This is a genomic window from Angustibacter aerolatus (assembly GCF_054776675.1).
Genome location: NZ_BAAHBM010000053.1, coordinates 1 through 22,665 on the forward strand (window position 1 = coordinate 1; position 22,665 = coordinate 22,665).

A 22,665-nucleotide genomic window follows, 5' to 3' on the forward strand; every position below is an offset into this window, starting at 1 on the left:
CCTGCTGGCGGCCCGGGAGGCCGACCTGCGCGACGAGGCCGTGCTGCTGGCCGCCGCCCGCGTGCCCTCGCACCCCGTCGCCGACCCGGAGCCGGCGGCCGCCGACCTGCTCGCCCGACGACGGGCGCGGTGGACCACGACGCTGCTCGCGCTCCGCGTGCAGGCCCGCCCCGACGACGAGGAGACCGACCGTGCCGGCTGAGACGCGAGACCTGACGGGCACCGTGGTGCTGGTGACGGGCGCCGGTGCCGGCATCGGCGCGGCCACCACGACGCTGCTGCTGGAGGCCGGCGCGAACGTGGTGGTCGCCGACCTCGACCGCGACCGCGCCGACGCGTCGGTCGCCGGGTGGCCGGCCGACCGGGTGCTGACCCACCGGGTCGACGTCCGGTCCGCCGACGACGCGCGCGACGTCGTCGCCGCTGCGGTCGAGCGCTTCGGGCGGCTCGACTCCGTCGTCTGCAACGCCGGCATCGGCGCCTTCGGCGGCATCCTCGACCACCCGGACGAGCGTCTGACGGCGATCGTCGAGACCAACCTGCTCGGCACCGTCTGGGCGGTGCGGGCCGCGGTCGCGCACTTCGACCAGCGCGGGGGCGGTGGGGACGTCGTCGTCGTGGCGTCCGTGGCGGGGCTCGGCACGGCCGGCGGGAACGAGTCGGTCTACGCGTCGACGAAGTTCGGCCAGGTCGGGCTGGCCGTCTCGCTCGACCGCGAGCTGCGCCCGCGCGGGGTGCGCGTCAGCACGATCGCGCCGGCTGCGGTGAACACCGGCTTCGCCGACGGCCTGGGGCGCACCGCGGGCGACCCGCTGAAGGACACCTACCTGTCGCCGCTGGACGTCGGCTCGGCCGTGGTCACCGTGCTGCGGCAGCCGCGCCGGATGCGCACGGCGCTGTGGTCGATGTGGAGCATGGCCGAGGACGCCTAGCGCGGCGCGGTCACCGGCACCGGCTCGAGCGCCGCCTCGACGGCGGTCACCAGCCGCTCCGGGTGCCCGACCATCGGGTTGTGCGAACCCGGCGTCATGAGCACGCGCACGGACGGCGCGGCGGTCGCGGCGGCGGCGAGCACGCGCAGCCACGCCTCGGGCGAGTAGGTGTCGCTGCGTCCGGCGGTGAGCACGAGCGGCACCTCCAGCTCGCCCACGTACTGCTCCCCCGCGTCGCGCACCGCGGTCTGCAGCAGCCGCAGCACGTCGAGCCGGGCCCGCAGCACGTCCGGCACCACCTGCACCAGCGACGGCAGGTCGCGGCGGAAGGCCAGCGGCCCCAGGGCGACGAGCAGCGGCGCGTGCCGCAGCGGCGCCTGCGTCGGCGCGGCGAGCACCAGCGATCGCAGCCCGACGTCGGCGTGCTGCACGGCCAGCGCGGTGTGCAGCGCGGACGCCGCACCGGTCGAGTGGCCGACGAGCACCACGGGTCGGCCGTCCGCCGTCTCGCGCAGGAAGGTGGCCGCTGCGGCGGCCACCGCGAGGACGTCGGGCGCGCTGCCCCTGGCTCGGCGGGACCCGAACCCCGGCAGGTCGAGCAGCTGGGTGGCGCGGCCCGCGGCCCCGAGCGCCCGCACCGCCGGGTGCAGGTAGCGCGGCAGCCCGAGCCCCGGCAGCACCACCACGCGCACCGGTCCGTGCCCGGCCGCCACGACCCGCAGACGGGTCGACGGGGCCTGGGTCACCGCACCAGCCTAAGCGGTCCCTCCGGCCCGGCGTGGCCGGTTCGTCGACCTCCGTTGCGCCGCAACGGGTGCCGGGCGACCGACCGCGCTAGTGGTTGCCCGTCGTCCAGACGAGCAGCAGGTCGAGGAAGAGCAGCACGATGCCGGCGACGAAGGCGTAGCGCACCTCGGTGACCCTGGCCGGCTGCCGGCTCTGGTCGGTGGTCACGGCGGTGGTGGTGATGCCCGGCCGGTCGTGCGTCGGCACGGCGCTCGGCCGCGGACCGTCGGTGGCACCCTTCACGAGGGCGTAGATGCCGCCGAGGAAGCAGATCACGGCGAGCACCGAGATCATCGCGAACAAGACGGTCACCATGGTGGGCAACCGTACCCGCCGCCCCGACCCGCGCAGGTCGTGGTGACAGGATCCACCGGTGACCTGGACAGCGCCCCCTCCCGAGCCCGTCGACGGGCCGCTCACCGGACCCGACCGCCCGATGCTGGAGGCGTACCTGCGCTGGCAGCGGTCGGTGCTGCTGAACGTGTGCGCCGGCCTGACCGCCGAGCAGCTCGCGGCACGACCGATCCCGTCGTCGAACCTGTCGCTGCTCGGGCTGGTGCGCCATCTCACCAAGGTCGAGCGCATCTGGCTGCGGCTGCGGGCCGCGCACGAGGACGTGCCGCCCGTCTTCGACCCCGCGCTGGGGCGCGACCACGACTTCGACGCCGTCGACCCGGCGGACGCCGAGGCGGCGGTCGCCGCGCTGCAGGCGGAGTGGGCGGCCGGCCAGGCCGCGGTCGCCGGCCTCGACTGGGAGCACGAGGTGGTCGACCGCGACGGCGAGGTGATGTCGCTGCGCATGGTGCACGTGCACCTGGTGGGCGAGTACGCGCGGCACAACGGCCACGCCGACCTGCTGCGCGAGGCGATCGACGGCGTCACCGGCCGCTGACGTCGGCCCAGCCCGGCGGCCGCGTGGTGGCGTCGGTGCGCGCGGCCGCCAGCTGCATCGGGTTCAGGAAGAGCGCGTGCCGCAGGTCCGCGCCGCGCAGGTCCGCGCCGCGCAGGTCCGCACCGACCAGGTCGGCCCCCTCGAGGTCGACGCCGAGCAGGGCGGCCCCGAGCAGCAGCGCGCCCCGCAGCACGGCCCGCCGCAGCGTCGTCCGCCGCAGGTCGCGCCCGGCGAGGTCGGCGCCGCGCAGATCGGGGCCCGGCCGCCTCCCGTGCACCAGCGACGTCGCCCGGGCCAGCAACGGTGCGACGCGCTGCTGCTCGGCCACCGAGTCGATGGCCGTCAGCTCCTCGGGACGCCTGTCGCACAACGACTCCAGCCGCTCCAGCTCGGCAGCGAGGTCGTCGTGCACCGCTGCCGCACCCGGTGCCGCGAGCGCGTCGACGAGGTACCAGCGCAGCTCGTGCAGTCCGCGCAGCACGCCGAACGCGGCGAACACGCTGCGCGCCAGCTCGGGCGACTCGCGCCAGTCGCGCCCCCCGAAGGTGCGCTGCACCGTCGCCTGGCCGGCACCGAGGCAGTCGAAGGTCACGCACCCGCGGAACCCGCGCTGCGGCAGCACGTCGTGGATGCCGCAGCGGCTGTCGGCCAGCAGGTTCGGGCAGGGCCGCCCGGCCGGCTTGTCGATCGCGAAGTCCGCCGACGCCGTGAAGGCCGGTGCGACGCAGCACAGCCCCGCGCACCTGGCGCAGTCCGCTCGCAGCTCCTGTCGCACGTCCGGCACCCCACGACGGTAGCCGCCGCTCGTGACCCGGACGTCGGGTCGGTGCGAGGGTGGGTGGGTGACCGACACCAGCGACCCTCACGACCTGCAGCGCTTCGTCGACGCCCAGGACGACGACGGCACCTACGCCCGCGCCCTCGCCGAGCTGCGCGCCGGCCGCAAGCAGTCGCACTGGATGTGGTTCGTGCTGCCGCAGCTGGCGGGGCTCGGACGCAGCGAGACGGCCCGGCGCTACGCCGTGCACGACGTCGACGAGGCGGCGGCCTACCTGGCGCACCCGGTGCTCGGCCCGCGGCTGCGCGAGACCTGCGAGACGCTGCTGGCGCTCGACGACGCCGACCCCGACGCCGTGCTGGGCCCGGTCGACGCCACCAAGCTGCGCTCGTCGATGACGCTGTTCGAGGTCGCGGCACCCACCGAGGGGGTGTTCGCCGACGTGCTGCTGCGCCTGTTCGACGGGCGGCGCGACGACGCGACGCTGCACCTGCTGCGCGGTCCGTCGTGAGGACCGTCGCGGCGGTCACGGTGCGGCCGGTCGGGGCGGCCGGGTGGGACGACCTCCAGACGGTGTTCGGCACGCGCGGTACGGCACCGGTCTGCCAGTGCCAGCGGTTCAGGCTCGAGCGCGGCGAGTGCTTCGAGTCGTTCCCGGCCGAGGAGCGCGCCGATCGGCTGCGGCAACAGGTCGAGGGCGACGACGGACCCGGGCCGGGCCTGCTCGCGCACCTCGACGGCGAGCCGGTGGGCTGGTGCGCCGTCGGGCCACGGGCCGGCTATCCGGGTCTGGTGCGCAGCAGCCGCGCGGCCTGGTCGGGGCGTGACGAGGACCGGACGGACCCCACGGTCTGGGCCGTCACGTGCCTGTTCACCCGAGCCGGGTACCGGCGACGCGGGGTGAGCAAGACGCTGGCGCGGGCCGCCGTCGAGCACGCCCGACGCCACGGCGCCCTGGCGATCGAGGCGTACCCGATGACGACGACGCAGGTGATCGTGCAGGAGCTCGGCGTCGGCACCACGAGCGCGTTCCAGGCCGCCGGGTTCCGCGAGATCAGCCGTCCCACGCCCCGCCGCGCCGTGATGCGGCTCGACCTCGCGGACTAGCTCGGGTCGGTCGAGCGCTCCGCGGCGGAGCGCATGGCCTCCTCGGGGTCGTCGGGGTCGACGCGCTCGTCGGCCGACTGCAGGTCGGTGTCGGCGTCCGGGTCGACGGCGGCGCCGTCCGCCACACCCTGGTCGACGGCGTGCTCGATGCCCTGCGGCTGCTCGCTCATGGACACCACTGAACCCCCGGTGCGGGTGCGCGGCCACCCGGCGGCGCGGCGGCATGATGGCGCCATGACCTCGTCGCCCGCGCCCGCCGGCCCCTCCGTCGTCCGGCTCGGCGAGGCACGTGGCCGCTGGGTGGTGCTGGCCACCGTGCTCGGCTCGGGGGTCGCGTCGCTCGACGCGACGGTGGTGAACATCGCGCTGCCGGCCATCGGGCGCGGCCTCGACGCCGGCCTGTCCGGGCTGCAGTGGACGCTCAACGGCTACACGCTCACGCTCGCGGCGTTCATCCTGCTCGGCGGGTCGCTGGGCGATCTCATGGGCCGGCGGCGGGTCTTCGTGTGGGGCGCGATCGCGTTCGCGCTGACCTCGGTGCTCTGCGCCGTCGCGCCGTCGATCGGCGTGCTGGTCGCGGCGCGGCTGCTGCAGGGGGCCGCGGGAGCGCTGCTGACCCCCGGGTCGCTGGCCATCCTCGCCGCGGTGTTCGAGGGCGACGACCGGGCTCGGGCGATCGGCGCGTGGTCGGGGTTCTCCGGGCTGACCGGTGCGGCCGGGCCGTTCGTGGGCGGCTGGCTGATCGACGCGCTGTCGTGGCGCTGGATCTTCCTGCTGAACGTGCCCCTGGTGGCGGTGGTGGTCGCGGTGACCCTGCGGCACGTGCCGGAGACGCGGGACGCCGAGTCGGTGCGTGGCGTCGACGTCGCCGGCGCGGTGCTGGGAGCGCTCTCACTCGGCGCGCTCACCTACGGGTTGATCGGCGCCGGTGCCGGCGACCGACCGGTCGTGTGGGTGCCGTGCCTCGTGGTGGCCGCGGCCGCGGCAGCCGGGTTCGCGGTGAACGAGCGACGCAGCCGGCACCCGATGCTGCCGCTCGACATCTTCTCGTCCCGCCGGTTCACCGCCACGAACGCGGTGACGTTCGTGATGTACGGCGCGCTGGCGGGCGTCTTCTTCGTGCTGGTGCTGCAGCTGCAGCTGGTGGCGGGGTTCAGCCCGCTCGCCTCCGGAGCGGCGCTGCTCCCGGTCACCGTGCTGATGCTCTTCGGCTCGTCGCGCGCCGGCGGCCTCGCGGCCCGCTTCGGCCCACGGCCGTTCATGACCGTCGGGCCCGTGGTGAGCGGGCTGGGCCTGCTGCTGCTGCTCCGCGTCGGGCCCGGCGCGTCGTTCGTGCTCGACGTGCTGCCCCCGATCGTGGTGTTCGGCCTGGGCCTCACCCTCACGGTCGCGCCGCTGACGGCCACCGTGCTGACGGCGGCCCCGGCACGGCACGCGGGTGTCGCGTCCGGCGTGAACAACGCCGTCGCGCGCACCGCCGGGCTGGTGTCGGTGGCGGTGCTGCCGCTCGCGGTCGGCCTGGGAGACAGCGCCTTCGGCGACCCGACCGCGTTCGACGCCGGGTTCGACCGGGCGGTGATCGGCTGCGCCGTGGCGCTCGTGGTGGCCGGGGTGCTGTCGGCCCTGACGGTGGGCGGCCGCGACCTGCACGACGACCGGCCCGCCACCGCCGGCTAGTCGCCGCGCAGCAGCCGCGGCCGGCCGGGGTCGCTGTTGTCGACCACGACGTCCGCCAGCCGCTCCGGGTGGTGCTCGCGCAGGTAGATCCGCTGGCCCTCGAGATACCGCCGGTTCGCCGGGTGCAGCGGGTCGGGGTCGCAGCCGTCGCGACGGGCCATCCGGGCGTACGTCGTGGCGAACGGCACGTCGAGCCAGACGGAGCGGTCCCAGCGCGGCCGCAGCTCCGGCCGGTGCAGGAAGATCCCGTCGACCACCACGACATCGCCGGCCCGGAGCCCCGACTCCCCCGCGTCCACGGCGGCCAGCAGTGCAGCGTGGTCGTACGAGTTGAGCCAGAAGCCGACGGGCGAGTCGCGTCCGCGGGCGTACCGCACCTCGGGCGGGTGCAGGTGGTCGTCGGCCCGCACCCGCGCCACCGGGCGGCCCGATCCTTCGAGCACCGCACCCAGCGCGTCGGCGAAGGTCGTCTTGCCGGCACCGTCCACGCCGTCCACCGCCAGCACCACCGCGGACGGCGCGACGGGCACGCCGGTGGCGAGGCGGGTCAGCAGCTCGGCGCGCAGCACGACCCGATCCTGCCCGACGGCGAGGGTTCACCCACCCGCCGCACCACCGCCACCCGCCGGCGCGCATCTCGGACGACGCTGTGCCGCATGTCGCACACCATCGGACGGCGCGGGCTGCTGCAGGCGGGCATCGCGGCCGGGATCGCAGGTACCGCAACGGGTCTGGAGGCCGCTCCGAGCTGGGCGGCCGGCGCCCCTGCCCTCGTCCGCCGCAACCGGCCCGTGCTGAGCGCGGTGCAGTCCGGCGACGTCACGGCGGAGCACGCGACCATCTGGACGCGCTCGGACCGCGCGGCGAGGATGCTCGTCGAGGTCAGCCGCGACCCGGCGTTCCGGCGCGGGGTCCGCGAGGTGCGCGGCCCGGTGCTGACCCCGCGCTCCGACGGCACCGGCCGCGTCGTGCTGCGCGACCTGCCGAAGGGCGCCGAGCTGCACTACCGGGTGCGGGCCGTCGACCTCGACGACCGGCGCGCGTCGTCCGAGCCGCTGGTGGGCCGCCTGCGGGTGCCCGGCGGCCGGCGCGACGACGTGCGCTTCGCGTGGAGCGGCGACATCGTCGGCCAGGGCTGGGGCATCGACGAGCAGTACGGCGGGTTCCGCGCGGCGAACGCCCTGCTCGACCTCGACCCGGACTTCTTCCTCTGCAGCGGCGACACGGTCTACAGCGACGGACCGCTGGTGCCCACGGTCGCGCTGCCGGACGGCGGCACCTACCGCAACGTGGTGACCGAGGCGAAGTCGGCCGTCGCGCAGACGCTCGACCAGTACCGCGGGCAGTTCGCCTACAACCTGCTCGCCGACAACTGGCGCGCGTTCCTCGCCCGCACGCCGCAGGTCAACCAGTGGGACGACCACGAGGTGCGCAACAACTGGTACCCCGGCCAGCTCCTCGACGACCCCCGCTACCAGGAGACCGACGTCGACGTGCTGGCCCGCCGGGCCCGCCGCGCGTGGGGCGAGTACGTGCCGACCAGCCCGAGCGTCGCAGACCCGCACGGGCGCATCTACCGCGTGGTGCACCTCGGCCCGCTCGTCGACCTGTTCGTGCTCGACATGCGCACGCACAAGAACCCGAACGGGCCGGACGACGAGATGCCCGGCGAGGGCGTGCTGGGCGACGCGCAGGTGGCGTGGCTCGAGCGCGAGCTGAAGCGGTCGAAGGCGGTGTGGAAGGTCATCGCGAACGACCTGCCCCTCGGCCTCGTGGTGCCGGACGGCGCGGTGAACCAGGAGGGCCTCGCCCAGGGCGACGGCGGTGCACCGCTCGGCCGCGAGGGCGAGGTGGCGCGCATCCTGTCGTTCCTGCAGCGCCACGGGATCCGCAACCACGTGTGGCTCACCGCCGACGTGCACTACACCGCGGCGCACCACTACGACCCGAGCCGGGCGAGCTACCAGCGCTTCGACCCGTTCTGGGAGTTCGTCTCCGGACCGCTGAACGCCGGCGCGTTCGGCCCGAACGCGCTCGACGGCACGTTCGGCCCGAAGGCGGTGTACGTCGAGGCGCCGCCGGTGGCGAACACCGGTCCGGCCGGCGGGTTCCAGTTCTTCGGGGAGGTGCACGTCGACGCCGCCAGCCACGACCTGACGGTGCGGCTGCGCGGCGTCGACGGCGGCGTCCGGTTCCGGCAGACGATCAGCGCGCACCGTCGGTGACGCGCCGACCGCCCGCCGGACGGTCGCCTGGGATCACATGTCGCGGTAGCGCTTCGCCTCGGACATCTTCTGCCGCAGGCCCTCGGCGTCCAGGTCGACCGTGTAGGCCGGGGTGTCGCGCTGCACGCGCCAGCCCTCCGACAGCGGCGTGACCTCGACCGGCTCGAAGCCGAGCTGGTCGACGAGCTGCCCGACCTGGTGCACGGCCTCGGCGTCGTCGCCCACGACGGCCAGCGCGCGGCGGCTGCCGTCACGCCCACCCTGCGTGGCGAGGTCGTCGGAGAAGATGTGGTTGAAGGCCTTCACGACCTTCGACAGCGGCAGGTGGTGCTGCAGCAGCTCGGCGGTGGTGCTGGTCTCGTCGTCGAGCTCGGCGATCTGCCCGTCGCGCTCGGGGTAGTAGTTGTTGGTGTCGATCACCAGCTTGCCCACCAGGGGCTCGGCCGGGACCTCCGCGATGTTCTTGAGCGGGATCGTCACGACGGCGACCTCTGCGTCGGCGGCGGCCTCGGCCGCGGTGGCGGCGCGGGCCTTCGGGCCGAGGGACGACACGAGGTCGCTCAGGGTCTCGGGCCCGCGGGAGTTGCTGATGACGACGTCGTGCCCGGCCTGCACGAGCAGCTTCGCGAGGGTGCTGCCGATGTGCCCGGCGCCGATGAGTCCGTAGGTGGTCATGCGGTCGGCAACCGGCGGACGCCACCGGGTGTTCCGCCGCGTCGCAAACAGGTACCACCGGAGCACGCGAGGCGCGAGGATCCGACGATGACCACACGCATCCGCACGATCACCGTCGACTGCCGCGACTGGCGCCCGCTCGTCGCCTTCTGGTCGGCGCTCACCGACTACGTCGAGGACCCGGAGAACCCCAACGAGGACGCCGACGACGAGGGCCTGCTGGTGCCCGCGGACGGCGCGGGGCCGGCACTGCTGTTCCTCCCGGTGCCCGAGGGCAAGACGGTGAAGAACCGGGTGCACCTCGACCTCGAGCCGCTCGACCGCACCCGCGACGAGACCCTCGAGGAGGTGCTGCGGCTCGGCGGTTCCGTCGTCGAGGACCACCGGCGCCCGGACGGTTCGGGCTGGGTCACGGTGGCCGACCCCGAGGGCAACGAGCTCTGCATCGAGCGCAGCGTGGCCGAGCGCGCCGAGCGCACCGAGCCGTCCGCCCCCTGACTCGTCCGCCCCGATCAGAGTGCGAGGTCGAACCGTTCCCCGCATGGTGAGGGCATGAGCGAACCGAGCACCACGACCCCCACCGGCATCCACCACGTGCGTCTGACGGTGACCGACGTCCGGCGGTCGAAGGCGTTCTACACCGAGCTGCTCGGCAGCGCGCCGGCGATGGACTTCACCGACCAGGCGGACGACCCCGAGGCGCGCCAGGACCCGGAGCGGCTGTTCGCGGGGTGCATCTTCGCCGTCGGCGACCAGCTGCTCGGCCTGCGACCCGGTGCCGCGAGCGGTGACCGGTTCGAGCCGACCCGAGTGGGCCTCGACCACGTGAGCCTCACCGTCGATTCCCCCGAGGAGCTGGCCGCGGCCGCGCAGCGGCTCACCACCGCCGGCGTCGAGCACGGTGAGGTGCGCGACCTCGGCCCCGCGGGCATGGCGGTCCTGTCGCTGCAGGACCCGGACGACATCAACCTCGAGCTCAACGCGCTCACGGCCTGACCACCGGTCGACGTAGGCTGGTGCGGTGCTGCAGAAGGGCTCCGCACCGGTCGCGTCGACGGACCTCTCGCGGGCGGTCGACCTGCTGGCGGGACGCCGGGTCGTCGCGCTCACTGGCGCCGGGCTGTCGACCGACAGCGGCATCCCCGACTACCGCGGCCCCGACTCGCCGCCGCGCTCCCCCATGACCTACCAGGAGTTCGTGTCGGGTCACGCGGCGCAGCAGCGCTACTGGGCCCGCTCGCACGTCGGCTGGCGCACCATGGGCACCGCCCACCCGAACGCCGGCCACCGCGCCGTGGCGGCGCTCGAACGGGCCGGTGCGGTGCAGGCGGTCATCACCCAGAACGTCGACGGGCTGCACGAGGCGGCCGGCAGCGAGCACGTCGTCGACCTGCACGGCCGCATCAGCCGGGTGCGCTGCCTGCACTGCGACGACGTGAGCGGGCGGGCGCTGCTCGACGAGCGGCTCGAGGCCCTGAACCCCGGTTTCGCCGACGACGGCTTCGTCGAGCTGGCACCGGACGGCGACGCCGTCGTGAGCGACGTGAGCGGGTTCCGGCTGGCCGACTGCCTGGTGTGCGGCGGCGGCCCGCTGAAGCCGGACGTCGTGTTCTTCGGCGAGAACGTGCCCCGGGCGCGCGTCGAGCGCTGCTACGAGCTGGTCGCGGGCGCCGAGGCGCTGCTGGTCGCCGGCTCGTCGTTGACCGTGCAGTCGGGGCTGCGGTTCGTGCGGCGCGCCAGCCAGGAGGGCACGCCCGTGGTGATCGTGAACCGCGGCGCCACGCGCGGCGACCCGCTGGCCACGCTCAAGCTGGACGCCGGCTGCAGCGAGACGCTCACCGCGCTGGTCGACGCCCTCACCTAGTCCTCACTCGTCGGCCGGCACCCCGAACACCAGCTCGGCGGGCACGTGCGCCAGCAGGTCGTCGAGCACCGGCTGCCCGCCGTGGAAGTCCTTGACGCGCACCGGGATCGCCTCGCCGTCTGCGGTCTGCACGACGTGCACGCCATCGCCGTCGACGCCGACCCCGACGACGTCCGGCCACCGGGCCGTCCGGTGCCCACCGACCTCGTCGTCGTGCAGGTACGAGACGCCGGTGCCGGGCTGGTGCACGAGACGCGACCCGCGCGGCGCCCACGAGAGCAGCCGGCGGCGCAGCACCCGGCCCTCGACCGGCTGCACCGTGCTGGCCGGTGCGCGGCGCCACCCGGGCAGGTCGACCCGGACGTCCTCGGGCACCAGCGCCTGCACCGTGCGCGCCGCCAGCCGCACCGACGCGGCGACGTCGTCGGCGGACAACCCCTCGACGACGGCGAGCCGCTCTGCCTCGGTGAGCAGCGGCAGGCCGACGAGCAGGTCGCGGGCGGCGCCCTCCAGCGACGCGAAGACGCCGCGCGCGTCGCGCAGCGCCTCGTGGGCCGACGCGACGTCGAACGCCAGCTCGTCGGCCGTCGGGCCGCTGTCGCCGACGGACTCGAGCACCCCGACCAGCTCGCGCAGCACCCTCGGCGCGTCGCGGTCGCGGCAGTCGGCCCAGAGGGCGGCCTGGGCGCGCCCGGCGTCGAGCAGCGTCAGGTCGCCGTCGACGTCGTAGGCCAGCCCGAGGTCGTGCCGCACGAGCTGCTCGGCGCGACGCCCGGCGATGCGCACGGCCGCAGCCAGCGCCTCCCTGTCAGTCGGGGACGGCACCTGGGCCAGCAGACCCACGGCGACCCCCGGCGCGGCCTCGTCGAGGCAGTGCCCGGCCATCGACCGCTCACGCGTCCTCGGCAGGGGCAGCGGCGGACCCTCCGGCAGCCCGAGGCGCAGGTCGCTCGGTGGCGGCCCGTCGAGCACCAGCACCGCCTGCCCGGCGACGAACCGGCTGCGCACCTGCTCGCGCACCTGCACCGGGCGCAGCACGTGCTGCGCCACCGGCCGGAAGCCGGCCAGCCCGTGCCCGACCGCCCCGAAGCGCAGGGCGAGCAGCCCACCGGGCGGCCCGCCGCCGCCCTCCTCGACGTCGAGGACGCGCAGCTCGGCGGCGACGTCGCCGGCCAGGTCGGCGGGCTCGGCCGCGGCGACGTCTCGCAGCACGCCGCACACGTCGGTCACGAAGGACGCGACCGCGGCCGGGCTGCCGGTGGCCGTGAACTCCGTGAACAGCAGCCCGACGGACGCGTTCACCTCGATCGGCCGCGGTCCCACCCGGCGCATCACCAGGTGCTCGACGAGGTGCGTGAGGCCGTTCGTCGTGAACGTCTCGTCGGCCAGCCCGGTGCGCACCACCAGCGACGCCTGCAGCGGGCCCGGACCCTGCCGCCAGAGCACCGGCACGCCGTCGATCTCGGTGCGGTGCAACGGTTCTGCGATCCAGCGACCCTCGGTCACCCCGCGGCCCGGCGCCCCTGACGGGCGCGCAGGTAGTCCTGCACGACGTACCGGCCCAGGTCCTGCGCGGACGGCGTGAGCACCCGCCCGCCGCTGCGCCGGGCCACCGCGTCGACGAAGCGCTGCAGCCCCGGGTCCTCGCCGAGCATGAACAGGTTGAGGGTCGCGCCGAAGCGGGTGAGCGCGTCGACCTCGCGCACGGTGGCGCGCACCGTCTCCGGCTGCGGCGGCCAGGCGAAGACCGCCTCGCCGTCGTCGGCCAGGTGCGCCGTCGGCTCGCCGTCGGTGACCACCAGCACGACGGGGTCGCCGTCCGGGTGCCGGCGCAGGTGCCGCTGCGCCAGCTGCAGCGCGTGCTGCAGGTTGGTGCCCTGCACGAAGTCGGGCTCGACGGCGGCCAGCTCACCCTGCGTCAGGCGCATCGCGTAGCGGCCGAAGCCGATGATCTGCAGCGCGTCCTGCGGGAACTGGGTGGCCACGAGGTGCGACAGCGCCAGCGCCGTCTGCTTCATCGGGCCCCAGCGCCCTTCCGACACCATGGAGAACGACAGGTCGACCAGCAGCGCCACCGCGGCGCCCGCGCGGCGCTCGGTCTCGATGACCTCGAAGTCGCTGACGTCGAGGTCGACCCGGCCGGCACCGGCGGCGTGCGAGCGCTGGACGGCGTTGCTGACGGTGCGCACGACGTCGAGGGGCTGCTCGTCGCCGAACTCCCAGGCCCGCGACGCCCCGGTCGCCTCGCCGGCGGCACCGGCCGATCGCGTGTCGTGCTGCCCGCGAGCCCCACCCGACAGCTGACCGAAGACGACCTTGAGGGCGGTGGAACCCAGGCGCCGCAACGCCTTCGGGCTCAGCGTCAGCTCGCCGCCACCGGCCGCGCGCTGCAGCCAGCCCTGCCGGCGCAGCTCGGCCTCGAGGTCGCGCAGGCGGCGCACGTCGTCGGCCGCCCGTCGCCCGAGCTGCCGCTCGACGGCGTCCACGTCGACGTCGTCGAGGGTCGCGCCCGGGTGCTCCTGGCCGAGCTGCTCGAGCAGGTCGTCGAGCTCGGCCACCTCGCCGAGGGCGGCGGTCGCCTCGCCGTAGCCCATCGGCTGGTCACCCTGCGACCGCTCACCGCGGTCCCAGCGCAGGTCGGGGCGCAGCGAGCGCAGGTTGTCGGTGAGCGCGCCCATCTGCTCGGCGAGCCCGGTGCCGGCCAGCGCCTGCTGCATCAGCTGCGCGAGCTCGTCGCGCTGCGCCGACGACAGCGACCGCATCAGCCGCTCGGCCGACGCGGCCTGCCGGGCCAGCTGGTCGATCAGCTCGTCGACGTCCTGCGGGGCGTCGGGGAAGAAGTCGCCGTGCCGGTCCATGAACTCGGCGAACGCGTCGTCGGTGTCCTCGCCGCGGGCGTGCTTGCCGAGCAGGTCGTTGAGGTCCTGCAGCATCTCGCCCATCCGCTGCGCGGCCTCGGGGTTCTTGCCCGGGTCGGCGCCGTTCAACGCGTCCTTCATGCCCTGGAACCGCTGCTGCAGCACCTCGTCGCGCAGCTCGTCGAGGATGCGCTGGTAGTCGGCGCGCGCCTCGTCGCTGGTCCACTCGTAGTCGGCGAGCTCCTCGACGGCGCGGGCGGTCGAGCGCGGCAGCGTGTCGAGCTGCGCCTCGGCGAACCGGGCGTCGTCGTCGTCGCGCCCGGCCAGCGCCTCGCGCTCGGCGGCCACCGCCCGGTCGAGCAGCGCCTGCGCCCGGGTGACGGTGCCGTCGAGCCGGCCGCGCCGCAGCGCGTCGCGCCGCATCCGCCGGGCCCGCTCGAACAGGTCGTCGAGGCCCTGACCGCGCTCGCCGTTCGCGTCGGTGCCGCGGCGGCGCAGCAGGTCGCGCAGCGCGTCGGGCAGGCTGCCGCCGGCGAGCACCTCCTCGCCGAGCCGGTCGACCGCCGCACGGACGTCGTACGGCGGGGCCAGCGGGTCGGCGCCGCCCTGCCACACGCCGTACCGCGCCCGGCGGCCCCTGGAGCCGTTGCCCGACAACGGTTCAGCCCCCGTAGACGGTGCGGCCGTCGTCGGTGACGTCCTTCGCCAGCCGCCGGGTCAGGTGCAGCCCCTCGAGCACCAGCTCGATGCCGGCTGCGGCCTCGCCGGGTGACGGCGCCTCGCCCGCGCCGAGCCGGTCGAGCACCTTCGCCAGCCCGGCGACCGTGCCGACCTGCTGCAGCACCTCCTCGGCCGTGACGAGCTCGCCGGTCTCGACGCCGGAGCCCTCCTGCACCGCGGCGACGAAGCCGCTGACGTCGACCCCGCCGAGCCGCGCGCGGAACGTCTCGGCGACGGCGGTGCGCAGCAGGTGCGCCAGCACCTCGACCTCGCGCCCCTCCTCGCCGCTCTCGAACTCGACCTTGCCGCGCAGCGTGCCGACCACCGACTCGGTGTCGCCGACCCGGGCCACGGCGGGCTCACCGCGCAGCGCGGCCCGGCGCAGGGCCGCCCCCGCCACGGTCTCGGCGGCCGCGACGGCGAACCGCGCCGAGACGCCCGACCTGGCGTCGACCGACGGCGACTCGCGCACCGCGCGGGTGAACCGCGCGACGACCTCGAGCACGTGGTCGGGCACGTCGGCGACCAGCTCGGCCTCCTGCGCCACCAGCGCGATCTCGTCGTCGAGCTCGAGCGGGTAGTGCGTGCGCACCTCCGCGCCGAAGCGGTCCTTCAGCGGCGTGATGATCCGGCCGCGGTTGGTGTAGTCCTCGGGGTTCGCGCTGGCGACGAGCAGCAGGTCGAGCGGCAGCCGGATCTGGTAGCCGCGCACCTGCACGTCGCGCTCCTCGAGCACGTTGAGCAGCGACACCTGGATGCGCTCGGGGAGGTCGGGCAGCTCGTTGATCGCGAAGATGCCGCGGTGCGTGCGCGGCACCAGGCCGTAGTGGATCGTGTCGGGGTCGCCGAGCGTGCGGCCCTGCGCGACGCGCACCGGGTCGACGTCGCCGATCAGGTCGCCGACGCTGGTGTCGGGCGTCGCCAGCTTCTCGGCGTACCGCAGGCTGCGGTGCCGCCACGCCACCGGCAGGTCGTCGCCGAGCTCCGCCGCGCGCCGGATCGACGCCGGCAGCACCGGTTCGTACGGGTGCTCCCCCAGCTCGGACCCCTCGATGACCGGCGTCCACTCGTCGAGCAGGCCGACCAGCGAGCGGATCAGGCGCGTCTTGCCCTGGCCGCGCTCACCGAGCAGCACCAGGTCGTGGCCGGCCAGCAGCGCGCGCTCGAGCTCGGGCAGCACGGTGTCGTCGAAGCCGACGATGCCGGGGAACCGGGTGGTGCCGTCCTGCATGCGGGCCAGCAGGTTGGCGCGCAGCTCGGCCTTCACGCTGCGCTGCACGTGGCCGCCGGCGCGCAGGGCGCCGAGCGTGGTGGGGAGGTCTGCAGGGGGGTTCAGCGAGGGGTCAGGGCTCACTCCGTCACGGTACGCCCGCCGTGGCGCCCTGACCCGGCCGCGGGTCGGGCTGCAACGACTCCATGCCGGCCGGCAGCGGCTCGGCGTGCACCACGAGCAGCCGCCGGGTGGGCCGCGAGAGCGCGACGTACAGGTCGCTCAGCCCCCGGCCGGACGCCGCCACCACCGCGGCCGGCTCGACCACCACCACGTCGTCGAACTCGAGGCCCTTCACCTGCTCCGGCTCCAGCAGGCTGACCCGGGCGCGCAGCGCGCTGACCCGGGCGTCGCCGACCTGCCCGGGCAGGGCCGCGTCGAGGGCCGGCCGCAGCGCGGCGACCTCGCTCGCCGGCGCGACCACCGCGAGGGTGCCGTCGCCGTCGGCGGCGAGCAGGGCGCGGACGGCGTCGACGGCGGCGCGCACGGCCCCGCGCTCGCGACGCCGGACGCCGGGTGCGTGGTCGCCGTCGCGCACCGACTCGACCGGCGTCACCGGCAGCCCGTTGGCCCGGGCCACGCCGTCGGCCACCGCCATGACCCGCGCCGGCGTGCGGTAGCTGACCGTCAGCCGCCGCTCGCGCCACCGGCCGGCCGCCTGCTGCTCGAGCGCCTCGCCCCACGACGCCGCACCGGCCGCCGACCCGCGCTGGGCGAGGTCGCCGACGACGGTCCACGAGCGGGCGGGGGCGCGCCGGGCGAGCAGCCGCCACATCATCGGCGACAGCTCCTGCGCCTCGTCGACCACCAGGTGCCCGAACGCCCACGTGCGGTCGTTCTCGGCCCGCTCGGCCACGCCCAGCGCGGCGGACGACGAGCCGAACTGCTCCGCCAGCATCGCCGCCGAGATGCTCGGCAGGTCGGCGTTCTGCAGCCCGGTCATGTTCAGCACGCTCTGCGCGTACTCCAGCTCGGCCGCGCGCTCGGCGGCGCGGGCGGCCTCGTGCGCACGGGCCGCCTCGCCGTCGTCGCCCACCAGCTCGGCCACCTCGTCGAGCAGCGGCACGTCCGACAGCGTCCACGGCTGGTCGCGGTCGCGGGCCAGCAGCCCGCGCTCGTGCGGCTGCAGGTGCCGGGTCGCCGACTCGAGCCGCACGGGGGTCGCGTAGAGGTCGGCCAGGAACCGCTGCGGCGTCAGCGGCATCCACAGCAGGTTGAGCTGCACGCGCACGTCCCGGGTGCTGCGCAGGTCGGCATCGAGCTCGGCGCGCAGGTCGTCGTCGAGCTCGTGCCGCATCTGCTGCGCGAGCTGCTGCGCGAGGTGCCGGAGCACGTCCTTCACGAACGTCACGCGGGCCGCGTTGTGCGGCTGCCCGGTGCTGCGTGCTCGCGAGCGCGAGGCGGCGACGGCCTCGCGGGTCAGCGTCACGGTGTGCGAGCCGACCCTGAAGGTGAGGTCGCCGTCGGGCAGCTTCTGCCGGTCGGTGACGGCCTGCCGCAGCACCCGCGCCATCCGCAGGTCGCCCTTGAGCGTCGCCAGGCGCGGCTCGTCGTCGCGGCTGGCCTCGACGCCCGGGTAGAGCGTGCCGGGCGTGGCCATGACGACGCCGCTCTCGCCGAGCGAGGGCAGCACCTGCTCGATGTAGCGCAGGAACAGCGGGCCGGGGCCGACGACGAGCACGCCGTTGCGCTCGAGCCGCTGCCGGTGGGTGAAGAGCAGGTAGGCCGCGCGGTGCAGCGCGACGGCGGTCTTGCCGGTGCCCGGGCCGCCCTGCACGACCAGCACGCCGGCCAGCTCGTCGCGCACGATCCGGTCCTGCTCGCTCTGGATCGTCGCGACGATGTCGCCCATGCGGCCGGTGCGCGGCGCCCGCACGGCGGCCATCAGCGCGCCCTCGCCCTGCAGCGACGAGCGCTCGACGTCGTCGATGGCCTCGAGGTCGAGCACCTCGTCGTCCATGCCCACGACCGTGCGGTCGACGGTGGTCAGGTGCCGGCGCCGGACGACGTCGCCCGGGTGCGCCGGGGTGGCCTGGTAGAACGGCGCCGCGACGGGTGCCCGCCAGTCGACGAGCAGCTTGTCCTGCCGCTGGTCGCTGAGCCCGATGCGGCCGATGTGGTGCTGCTCGCCGGTGCTGAGGTCGAGCCGGCCGAACACCAGGCGGTCCTGGACGGCGCGCAGCTGGGCCACCCGCAGCTCGAGCTGCTGGGCGAACGAGTCGCGCTCGGACCGCGCCTGGTGCGTGCCCTGCGAGCCCTCGCGGCGCACCTGGTGCAGCCGCTGCTCGGCCGACGCGACGATCTCGTCGAGCCGGGCGTACGTCTGGTCGACGTGCGCCTGCTCCTGCGCGAGCTGCGGGCTCGTCTCGCTCACCGCGTGTCCTCCAGCCGACGTCCGGTCGCCATGCGCCGCGACGGAGCGCGGCGGGTCCCCGCCCCCGACCCGGGCGACGCGGACGTCGATCCTATGCCCCGTGTCGAGCGCGCCCGCAGGCACCGGCGCGGTCGCACCCGATCGGCCGCGGGTAGCGTCGCGCCATGCACCTCGGCAGCCTCGACGTCCACGTGCCCGCGCGCGACCTGCCCGACCTGCTCGCGCCGCCCGTGCTGGCCGCCGTCCGCGGCGAGACCGGCTGGGCCAGGGCGGACGAGGCCGGCGTCGTCGAGATCGACCCCGACCTCGCCGACACCGCCGCGATGACCGACGCCTACGAGGTGCCGCTCGACTTCTCGGCCAACTGCGTCGTCGTCGGCGGCAGCCGGTCCGGCGAGGAGCGGATCGCCGCCTGCGTCGTGCTGGCCACCACCCGCGCCGACGTGAACTCGACCGTGAAGCGCACCCTGGACGTGCGCAAGGCCTCGTTCCTGGCGATGGACCGCGCGGTCGACCTGACCGGCATGGAGTACGGCGGCATCACCCCCATCGGCCTGCCCGCCGGCTGGCGGCTGCTGGTCGACGCCGCCGTCGTCGCGTCCGACCTGGTCGTGGTCGGGTCCGGCGTCCGGCGCAGCAAGATCGTGGTGCCCGGCTCGGCGCTCGGCGAGCTGCCCGGCGCCGAGATCGTCGAGGGCCTCGGGCGGGTCCTCGGCGAGGCCTGAGCTACCGCGCCCGCAGCGACCAGAACGCGACGGCGGACGCCGCGGCGACGTTGAGCGAGTCGACGCCGCCCGACATCGGGATGCGGACGGCGAGGTCGGCGGCCTGCACCGTGGCGTCGGCCAGCCCGTCGCCCTCGGTGCCCAGGACCAGCGCCAGGCGCTCGGGCGGGTCGGCGGCGAGGTCGTCGAGCGAGACGGCGTCGTCGCGCAGGGCGAGGGCCGCGACGCTGAACCCGTTGCGCTGCAACGTCTGCACACCCTCCGGCCACTCGATGCGCGACCACGGCACCTGGAACACGGTGCCCATCGAGACCCGCACGCTGCGCCGGTAGAGCGGGTCGGCGCAGCGCGGCGTGACCAGCACGGCGTCGACGCCGAGCGCGGCCGCCGAGCGGAACACCGCACCGACGTTCGTGTGGTCGACGACGTCCTCCAGCACCGCGACCCGACGGGCGCCGGCCACCAGGTCGACCGGATCGCGCGGCGCCGGGCGGTGCATCGACGCGATCGCCCCCCGGTGCAGGTGGAACCCGGTCAGCGCCTGCAGCACGTCCGGCTCACCGACGTAGACCGGCACCCCGCGCGCCTCGGCGTCCTGCACCAGGTCGGTCAGCTCGTCGACCCATCGCGGCGCCATCAGGTAGCTGCGCGGCCGGTGCCCGGCCTCGAGCGCGCGGCGGATGACCTTGGCGCTCTCCGCGAGGTAGAGGCCCTCGGCGGGCTCGCGACGGGTGCGCAGCGCCATGTCGGTGAGGTGCAGGTACTCGCGCACCCGCGGGTCGTCGGGGTCGTCGACGCGCTCGACCTGCCAGCCGGTCACTGCGTCACCACCCGGACGATCGCCGCGACGCCGACCACGACGATGAAGCCGCGCAGCACCTTCGGCGACAACCGTCGTCCGAACCGCGCGCCCAGCAGGCCACCCAGCGTGGAGCCGACCGCGATGAGCAGCACCACCAGCCAGTCGATCCGGTCGAGGGCGACCGACATGAAGACCACGGCCGCCACCGAGTTCACCACCAGGCTCAGCACGTTCTTCAGGGCGTTCACCCGCTTCAGCGGCTCGGGCAGCAGCGACCCGAGCAGGCCGATGAGCAGCACCCCCTGAGCGGCACCGAAGTACCCGCCGTAGGCACCGGCCAGGAAGGTGCCCGTCATGCTCAGCGCCGTCCGGCTCGCGCTGCTGTCGTGCACGCCCACCCCGCGCCGCTCCCGCCGCTCGGCCACCGCGCGCTGGATGCGCGGTTGCAGCACGACCAGCACCAGCGAGACCAGCAGCAGCACCGGCACGACCGCGCGGAAGGCCGCCGCCGGCAGTCGCAGCAGCAGCAGCGCGCCGGCCGCCGACCCGAGCAGCGACATCGGGGCCAGCAGGCGGATGCGGCGCCCCTGCCCCTGCAGCTCGTGCCGGAACCCCCACGCCCCGGCCGCCGAGCCGGGCACCAGCCCGATGTTGTTCGACACGTTCGCCGTCACCGGCGGCACCCCGAGGGCGAGCAGCACCGGGAACGTGACCAGCGTGCCGGACCCCACGAGCGAGTTCATCGCCCCCGCCGTCGCCCCCGCCAGCGCGACGGCGAGCAGCTCGTACCAGGGCACCGGGTGACCCTCTCACGCACGGCGGTCAGCGCCCGTCGGCGGGCAGCTCGACCTCGACCCGCAGCCCGCCCTCACCCGCCTCGCGCGCGTGCGCCTTCACCGTGCCGTCGTGGGCGGCGACGATCGAGCGCACGATCGTCAGGCCGAGCCCCGAGCCGCCGGTGTGGTCGATGCGCTCGCCGCGCAGCCGCTTGAACGGCTCGAACAGGCCGGCGACCGCACCTGGCGGCACGGGGTCGCCGGTGTTCACGACCTCCAGCAGCGCGCCGCCCGCCGCCGGCCGGACGACGACGCGCACCACGCCGTCGCGGCGGTTGTAGCGCACGCCGTTCTGCACGAGGTTGGTCACCAGCCGCTCGAGCAGCACCCGCTCGCCGACCACCGTCACGGGTGCGAGGTCGGTCTCGAGCCGCACCCCGGCGTCGGCGGCGGCCTGACCGTGCAGGGCGACGACGTCGGCGGCGATCTCGTCGAGCTGCTGCGGCACCCGCGACACCAGGCCCTGGTCGCTCTCGGCGAGCACCAGCAGGCCCTCGACCAGCCGCTCGTTGCGCTCGTTCGTCGCCAGCAGCTGCCGGGCGAGCAGGCCCAGCTGGTCGGGCGTCAGGTCGTCGCCGAGGCCCACCTCGATGAGCGTGCGCTGCACCGACAACGGCGTCCGCAGCTCGTGGGAGGCGTTGGCCGCGAACCGGCGCTGGCCCTCGTAGCCGGCGGCGACCCGGTCCATCATCGCGTCGACGGCCGCGCCGGTCACCGCGAGGTCCGGGTCGTGCCGCAGCGCGCCGCCCACCCGGTAGCCGAGCTGCTGCGGCCCGATGCCCTCGAGCGGCCCGGCGACCGCCCGCACCGGAGCCAGCGCCCACCGCGCCGCGATCGACGCCAGCAGCAGGCCGACGAGCACGACCACGACGACCGGCGACGCCAGCACGAGGTCCTGCACCAGGCGGTGGCGCAGCGCGAGGTCGCACGCGCCGTCCAGCACCGACGGCCCGCTCGTGCACAGGGTGGCCGAGCGGCGGGCCCACGACGACACGGTCGAGGCGACCGACGGCGTCCAGACCCCCACCCACGCCGCAGCGAGCACCAGCAGCAGCACGCGGCCGCGAGCCAGGCGCGGCGACGGCCAGACCAGCAGCCGCGGCCGCCGTCGCCCCGGCCCGGTGCCCGGCTCGCCGTCGCGGGCGGGCACGGCGGACGACGGGCTCATGCGCCCAGCCGGTAGCCGACGCGGGGCACCGTGTGCAGCAGCTGCGGCTCACCGAGCTTGCGGCGCAACGTCATCACGGTGACCCGCACGGTGTTGGTGAACGGGTCGGCGTGCTCGTCCCACGCCTGCTCCAGCAGGTCCTCGGCGCTCACCACGCGACCCTCGGCCCGCATCAGCACGTGCAGCACCGCGAACTCCTTGGGCGACAGCGACAGCAGCTCGCCGTCGCGGTGCACCACGTGGCGCGGCACGTCCATGGTGAGCCCGTCGACCTCCAGCAGCGGTGCGACGGCCGGCGCCGAGCGACGACCGAGCGCCTGCACCCGGGCAGCCAGCTCGGCGAAGGCGAACGGCTTCGTCAGGTAGTCGTCGGCGCCCAGGCCGAGCCCCTCGACGCGGTCGCGGATGCCGGCCGCCGCGGTCAGCAGCAGCACCCGCGTGCCGGCGCCGTCGCGCAGCAGCTGCGCGCAGACCTCGTCACCGGTCGCACCGGGCATGTCGCGGTCGAGCACCGCGACGTCGTAGCGGTTGACCCCGATCCGCTCCAGCGCGGCGGCGCCGTCGTGCACCACGTCGACCGCCATCGCGAACCGGCGCAGGCCCCGCGCCACGGTCTCGGCCAGCAGCACCTCGTCGTCGGCCACCAGCACCCTCACCGGTCCCCCTCCAGCACGCGCACCTCGGCAGTCTCGCGCACCGCGGATAAAGACGGCGTGAGGACGACGCACACGCCCACCGCACGGACGCTTCGCGACGCTCCTCGACGTGACCGCACGCACCGCACCCGCCCGCCGCCCCGACGCCCCCGGCACTCGCCCCGGCGCCCCCGGCACTCGCCCCGGCGCCCTCAACCCCCGGCCCGGCGCCCTCGACCCGCGCCTCGACGCGCTGGTGGCCGACACCTCCGCCCGGCTGGGCCGGCCCCGTCGGGGGATGGCGTCGCCTCCGACCCCGCCCGCGTCGTCCGGGTCGCTGC

Annotated in this window: 24 protein-coding genes and 2 pseudogenes; 12 read left to right on the plus strand and 14 right to left on the minus strand. The window is 75.5% G+C overall.

Translation table 11 applies throughout. The features are described from left to right. Positions 1-202: pseudogene (locus ACYVI6_RS12550) on the plus strand (helicase-associated domain-containing protein); the annotation flags it as partial. After that, positions 192-932 carry an SDR family oxidoreductase gene (locus ACYVI6_RS12555; RefSeq protein ID WP_460446697.1) on the plus strand — a complete coding sequence of 247 codons (741 nt, stop codon included), beginning with the start codon at positions 192-194 and terminating at the stop codon, positions 930-932. The pseudogene ACYVI6_RS12550 and the gene ACYVI6_RS12555, both read left to right, overlap by 11 nt. Here ACYVI6_RS12555 and ACYVI6_RS12560 read toward each other — a convergent pair. Together ACYVI6_RS12560 and ACYVI6_RS12565 are read right to left on the minus strand one after the other, a co-directional pair. Then, complete coding sequence (locus tag ACYVI6_RS12560; protein ID WP_460446698.1) at positions 929-1,678, minus strand: alpha/beta fold hydrolase; 750 nt, start codon at positions 1,676-1,678, stop codon at positions 929-931. The genes ACYVI6_RS12555 and ACYVI6_RS12560 overlap by 4 nt on opposite strands. A gap of 88 nt (positions 1,679-1,766) precedes the next feature. Further along, entirely contained in the window at positions 1,767-2,033 is a 267-nt protein-coding gene (locus ACYVI6_RS12565) for a hypothetical protein (protein ID WP_284286973.1), read from the minus strand. A 58-nt stretch (positions 2,034-2,091) separates the two neighbouring features. Between ACYVI6_RS12565 and ACYVI6_RS12570 the strand changes: the two genes are divergently transcribed. Continuing rightward, positions 2,092-2,610: a DinB family protein gene (locus ACYVI6_RS12570; protein ID WP_460446699.1), complete on the plus strand. Its 519-nt coding sequence runs from the start codon at positions 2,092-2,094 to the stop codon at positions 2,608-2,610. Here ACYVI6_RS12570 and ACYVI6_RS12575 read toward each other — a convergent pair. Then, positions 2,597-3,394: a pentapeptide repeat-containing protein gene (locus ACYVI6_RS12575; RefSeq protein WP_460446700.1), complete on the minus strand. Its 798-nt coding sequence runs from the start codon at positions 3,392-3,394 to the stop codon at positions 2,597-2,599. The two genes, ACYVI6_RS12570 and ACYVI6_RS12575, sit on opposite strands and share 14 nt — an antisense overlap. Positions 3,395-3,452: 58 nt before the next feature. Between ACYVI6_RS12575 and ACYVI6_RS12580 the strand changes: the two genes are divergently transcribed. Both ACYVI6_RS12580 and ACYVI6_RS12585 read left to right on the plus strand, forming a co-directional pair. After that, positions 3,453-3,899: a DUF1810 domain-containing protein gene (locus ACYVI6_RS12580; protein WP_460446701.1), complete on the plus strand. Its 447-nt coding sequence runs from the start codon at positions 3,453-3,455 to the stop codon at positions 3,897-3,899. Further along, positions 3,896-4,495 (plus strand): GNAT family N-acetyltransferase, encoded by a 600-nt coding sequence (locus ACYVI6_RS12585; protein WP_460446702.1) that lies wholly within the window; start codon positions 3,896-3,898, stop codon positions 4,493-4,495. Before ACYVI6_RS12580 ends, ACYVI6_RS12585 begins: the two co-directional genes overlap by 4 nt. Here ACYVI6_RS12585 and ACYVI6_RS12590 read toward each other — a convergent pair. Continuing rightward, entirely contained in the window at positions 4,492-4,665 is a 174-nt protein-coding gene (locus ACYVI6_RS12590; protein ID WP_460446703.1) for a hypothetical protein, read from the minus strand. The two genes, ACYVI6_RS12585 and ACYVI6_RS12590, sit on opposite strands and share 4 nt — an antisense overlap. A gap of 64 nt (positions 4,666-4,729) precedes the next feature. On the opposite strand from ACYVI6_RS12590, the gene ACYVI6_RS12595 reads away from it, so the two are divergent. Beyond that, entirely contained in the window at positions 4,730-6,172 is a 1,443-nt protein-coding gene (locus tag ACYVI6_RS12595; protein WP_460446704.1) for an MFS transporter, read from the plus strand. On the opposite strand, the gene ACYVI6_RS12600 is transcribed toward ACYVI6_RS12595, so the two are convergent. Then, entirely contained in the window at positions 6,169-6,741 is a 573-nt protein-coding gene (locus ACYVI6_RS12600; protein ID WP_460446705.1) for an AAA family ATPase, read from the minus strand. The two genes, ACYVI6_RS12595 and ACYVI6_RS12600, sit on opposite strands and share 4 nt — an antisense overlap. Positions 6,742-6,828: 87 nt before the next feature. On the opposite strand from ACYVI6_RS12600, the gene ACYVI6_RS12605 reads away from it, so the two are divergent. Next, entirely contained in the window at positions 6,829-8,397 is a 1,569-nt protein-coding gene (locus ACYVI6_RS12605) for an alkaline phosphatase D family protein (protein WP_460446706.1), read from the plus strand. A gap of 33 nt (positions 8,398-8,430) precedes the next feature. Here the strand turns inward: ACYVI6_RS12605 and ACYVI6_RS12610 are convergent, their stop codons facing one another. After that, on the minus strand, positions 8,431-9,072 hold the full coding sequence (locus tag ACYVI6_RS12610) for an NADPH-dependent F420 reductase (RefSeq protein ID WP_460446707.1): 642 nt from the start codon (positions 9,070-9,072) through the stop codon (positions 8,431-8,433). Positions 9,073-9,159: 87 nt separating this feature from the next. Between ACYVI6_RS12610 and ACYVI6_RS12615 the strand changes: the two genes are divergently transcribed. The 3 genes from ACYVI6_RS12615 to ACYVI6_RS12625 are packed head-to-tail and all read left to right on the plus strand — an operon-like array spanning position 9,160 to position 10,936. Beyond that, positions 9,160-9,570: a VOC family protein gene (locus ACYVI6_RS12615; protein ID WP_460446708.1), complete on the plus strand. Its 411-nt coding sequence runs from the start codon at positions 9,160-9,162 to the stop codon at positions 9,568-9,570. Between the two features lie 54 nt (positions 9,571-9,624). Next, a complete protein-coding gene (locus ACYVI6_RS12620; protein ID WP_460446709.1) occupies positions 9,625-10,068 on the plus strand; it encodes a VOC family protein in 444 nt (147 codons plus the stop codon). A gap of 25 nt (positions 10,069-10,093) precedes the next feature. Next, positions 10,094-10,936: an NAD-dependent protein deacetylase gene (locus tag ACYVI6_RS12625; RefSeq protein ID WP_460446710.1), complete on the plus strand. Its 843-nt coding sequence runs from the start codon at positions 10,094-10,096 to the stop codon at positions 10,934-10,936. Positions 10,937-10,939: 3 nt separating this feature from the next. Here the strand turns inward: ACYVI6_RS12625 and ACYVI6_RS12630 are convergent, their stop codons facing one another. The 4 genes from ACYVI6_RS12630 to ACYVI6_RS12645 are packed head-to-tail and all read right to left on the minus strand — an operon-like array spanning position 10,940 to position 18,158. Then, on the minus strand, positions 10,940-12,442 hold the full coding sequence (locus ACYVI6_RS12630; protein WP_460446711.1) for a peptidase M16 family protein: 1,503 nt from the start codon (positions 12,440-12,442) through the stop codon (positions 10,940-10,942). Further along, the gene (locus tag ACYVI6_RS12635; RefSeq protein ID WP_460446712.1) at positions 12,439-14,451 is read right to left on the minus strand and encodes a vWA domain-containing protein; all 2,013 of its coding nucleotides are present in this window, start codon (positions 14,449-14,451) and stop codon (positions 12,439-12,441) included. The genes ACYVI6_RS12630 and ACYVI6_RS12635 overlap by 4 nt, the downstream gene beginning before the upstream one ends. A gap of 4 nt (positions 14,452-14,455) precedes the next feature. Next, on the minus strand, positions 14,456-15,868 hold the full coding sequence (locus ACYVI6_RS12640; protein WP_460446713.1) for a sigma 54-interacting transcriptional regulator: 1,413 nt from the start codon (positions 15,866-15,868) through the stop codon (positions 14,456-14,458). Between the two features lie 4 nt (positions 15,869-15,872). Then, complete coding sequence (locus tag ACYVI6_RS12645; RefSeq protein ID WP_460446714.1) at positions 15,873-18,158, minus strand: HelD family protein; 2,286 nt, start codon at positions 18,156-18,158, stop codon at positions 15,873-15,875. A 164-nt stretch (positions 18,159-18,322) separates the two neighbouring features. Between ACYVI6_RS12645 and ACYVI6_RS12650 the strand changes: the two genes are divergently transcribed. Beyond that, positions 18,323-18,883 (plus strand): YbaK/EbsC family protein, encoded by a 561-nt coding sequence (locus tag ACYVI6_RS12650; protein ID WP_460446715.1) that lies wholly within the window; start codon positions 18,323-18,325, stop codon positions 18,881-18,883. A 1-nt stretch (position 18,884) separates the two neighbouring features. On the opposite strand, the gene ACYVI6_RS12655 is transcribed toward ACYVI6_RS12650, so the two are convergent. From ACYVI6_RS12655 to ACYVI6_RS12670, 4 genes are all read right to left on the minus strand, one after another. Further along, complete coding sequence (locus ACYVI6_RS12655; RefSeq protein WP_460446719.1) at positions 18,885-19,628, minus strand: TrmH family RNA methyltransferase; 744 nt, start codon at positions 19,626-19,628, stop codon at positions 18,885-18,887. Between the two features lie 71 nt (positions 19,629-19,699). Further along, positions 19,700-20,482, minus strand: coding sequence for a sulfite exporter TauE/SafE family protein (locus tag ACYVI6_RS12660; RefSeq protein WP_460446716.1), 783 nt, complete (start codon positions 20,480-20,482; stop codon positions 19,700-19,702). Between the two features lie 25 nt (positions 20,483-20,507). After that, positions 20,508-21,689, minus strand: a complete 1,182-nt coding sequence (locus tag ACYVI6_RS12665) for a sensor histidine kinase (protein WP_460446717.1) — start codon at positions 21,687-21,689, stop codon at positions 20,508-20,510. Then, positions 21,686-22,345, minus strand: a complete 660-nt coding sequence (locus ACYVI6_RS12670; RefSeq protein WP_460446718.1) for a response regulator transcription factor — start codon at positions 22,343-22,345, stop codon at positions 21,686-21,688. The genes ACYVI6_RS12665 and ACYVI6_RS12670 overlap by 4 nt, the downstream gene beginning before the upstream one ends. A gap of 109 nt (positions 22,346-22,454) precedes the next feature. On the opposite strand from ACYVI6_RS12670, the pseudogene ACYVI6_RS12675 reads away from it, so the two are divergent. Beyond that, positions 22,455-22,665, plus strand: a pseudogene (locus tag ACYVI6_RS12675) (hypothetical protein); the annotation flags it as partial.

Excerpts from the sequence above, each read along its gene's own strand:
- ACYVI6_RS12565 (WP_284286973.1), bottom strand. The coding sequence starts at position 2,033 with ATGGTGACCGTCTTGTTCGCGATGATCTCGGTGCTCGCCGTGATCTGC.
- ACYVI6_RS12590 (WP_460446703.1), bottom strand. The coding sequence starts at position 4,665 with ATGAGCGAGCAGCCGCAGGGCATCGAGCACGCCGTCGACCAGGGTGTG.
- ACYVI6_RS12595 (WP_460446704.1), top strand. The coding sequence starts at position 4,730 with ATGACCTCGTCGCCCGCGCCCGCCGGCCCCTCCGTCGTCCGGCTCGGC.
- ACYVI6_RS12605 (WP_460446706.1), top strand. The coding sequence starts at position 6,829 with ATGTCGCACACCATCGGACGGCGCGGGCTGCTGCAGGCGGGCATCGCG.
- ACYVI6_RS12610 (WP_460446707.1), bottom strand. The coding sequence starts at position 9,072 with ATGACCACCTACGGACTCATCGGCGCCGGGCACATCGGCAGCACCCTC.
- ACYVI6_RS12615 (WP_460446708.1), top strand. The coding sequence starts at position 9,160 with ATGACCACACGCATCCGCACGATCACCGTCGACTGCCGCGACTGGCGC.
- ACYVI6_RS12620 (WP_460446709.1), top strand. The coding sequence starts at position 9,625 with ATGAGCGAACCGAGCACCACGACCCCCACCGGCATCCACCACGTGCGT.
- ACYVI6_RS12650 (WP_460446715.1), top strand. The coding sequence starts at position 18,323 with ATGCACCTCGGCAGCCTCGACGTCCACGTGCCCGCGCGCGACCTGCCC.
- ACYVI6_RS12655 (WP_460446719.1), bottom strand. The coding sequence starts at position 19,628 with ATGGCGCTGCGCACCCGTCGCGAGCCCGCCGAGGGCCTCTACCTCGCG.
- ACYVI6_RS12665 (WP_460446717.1), bottom strand. The coding sequence starts at position 21,689 with ATGAGCCCGTCGTCCGCCGTGCCCGCCCGCGACGGCGAGCCGGGCACC.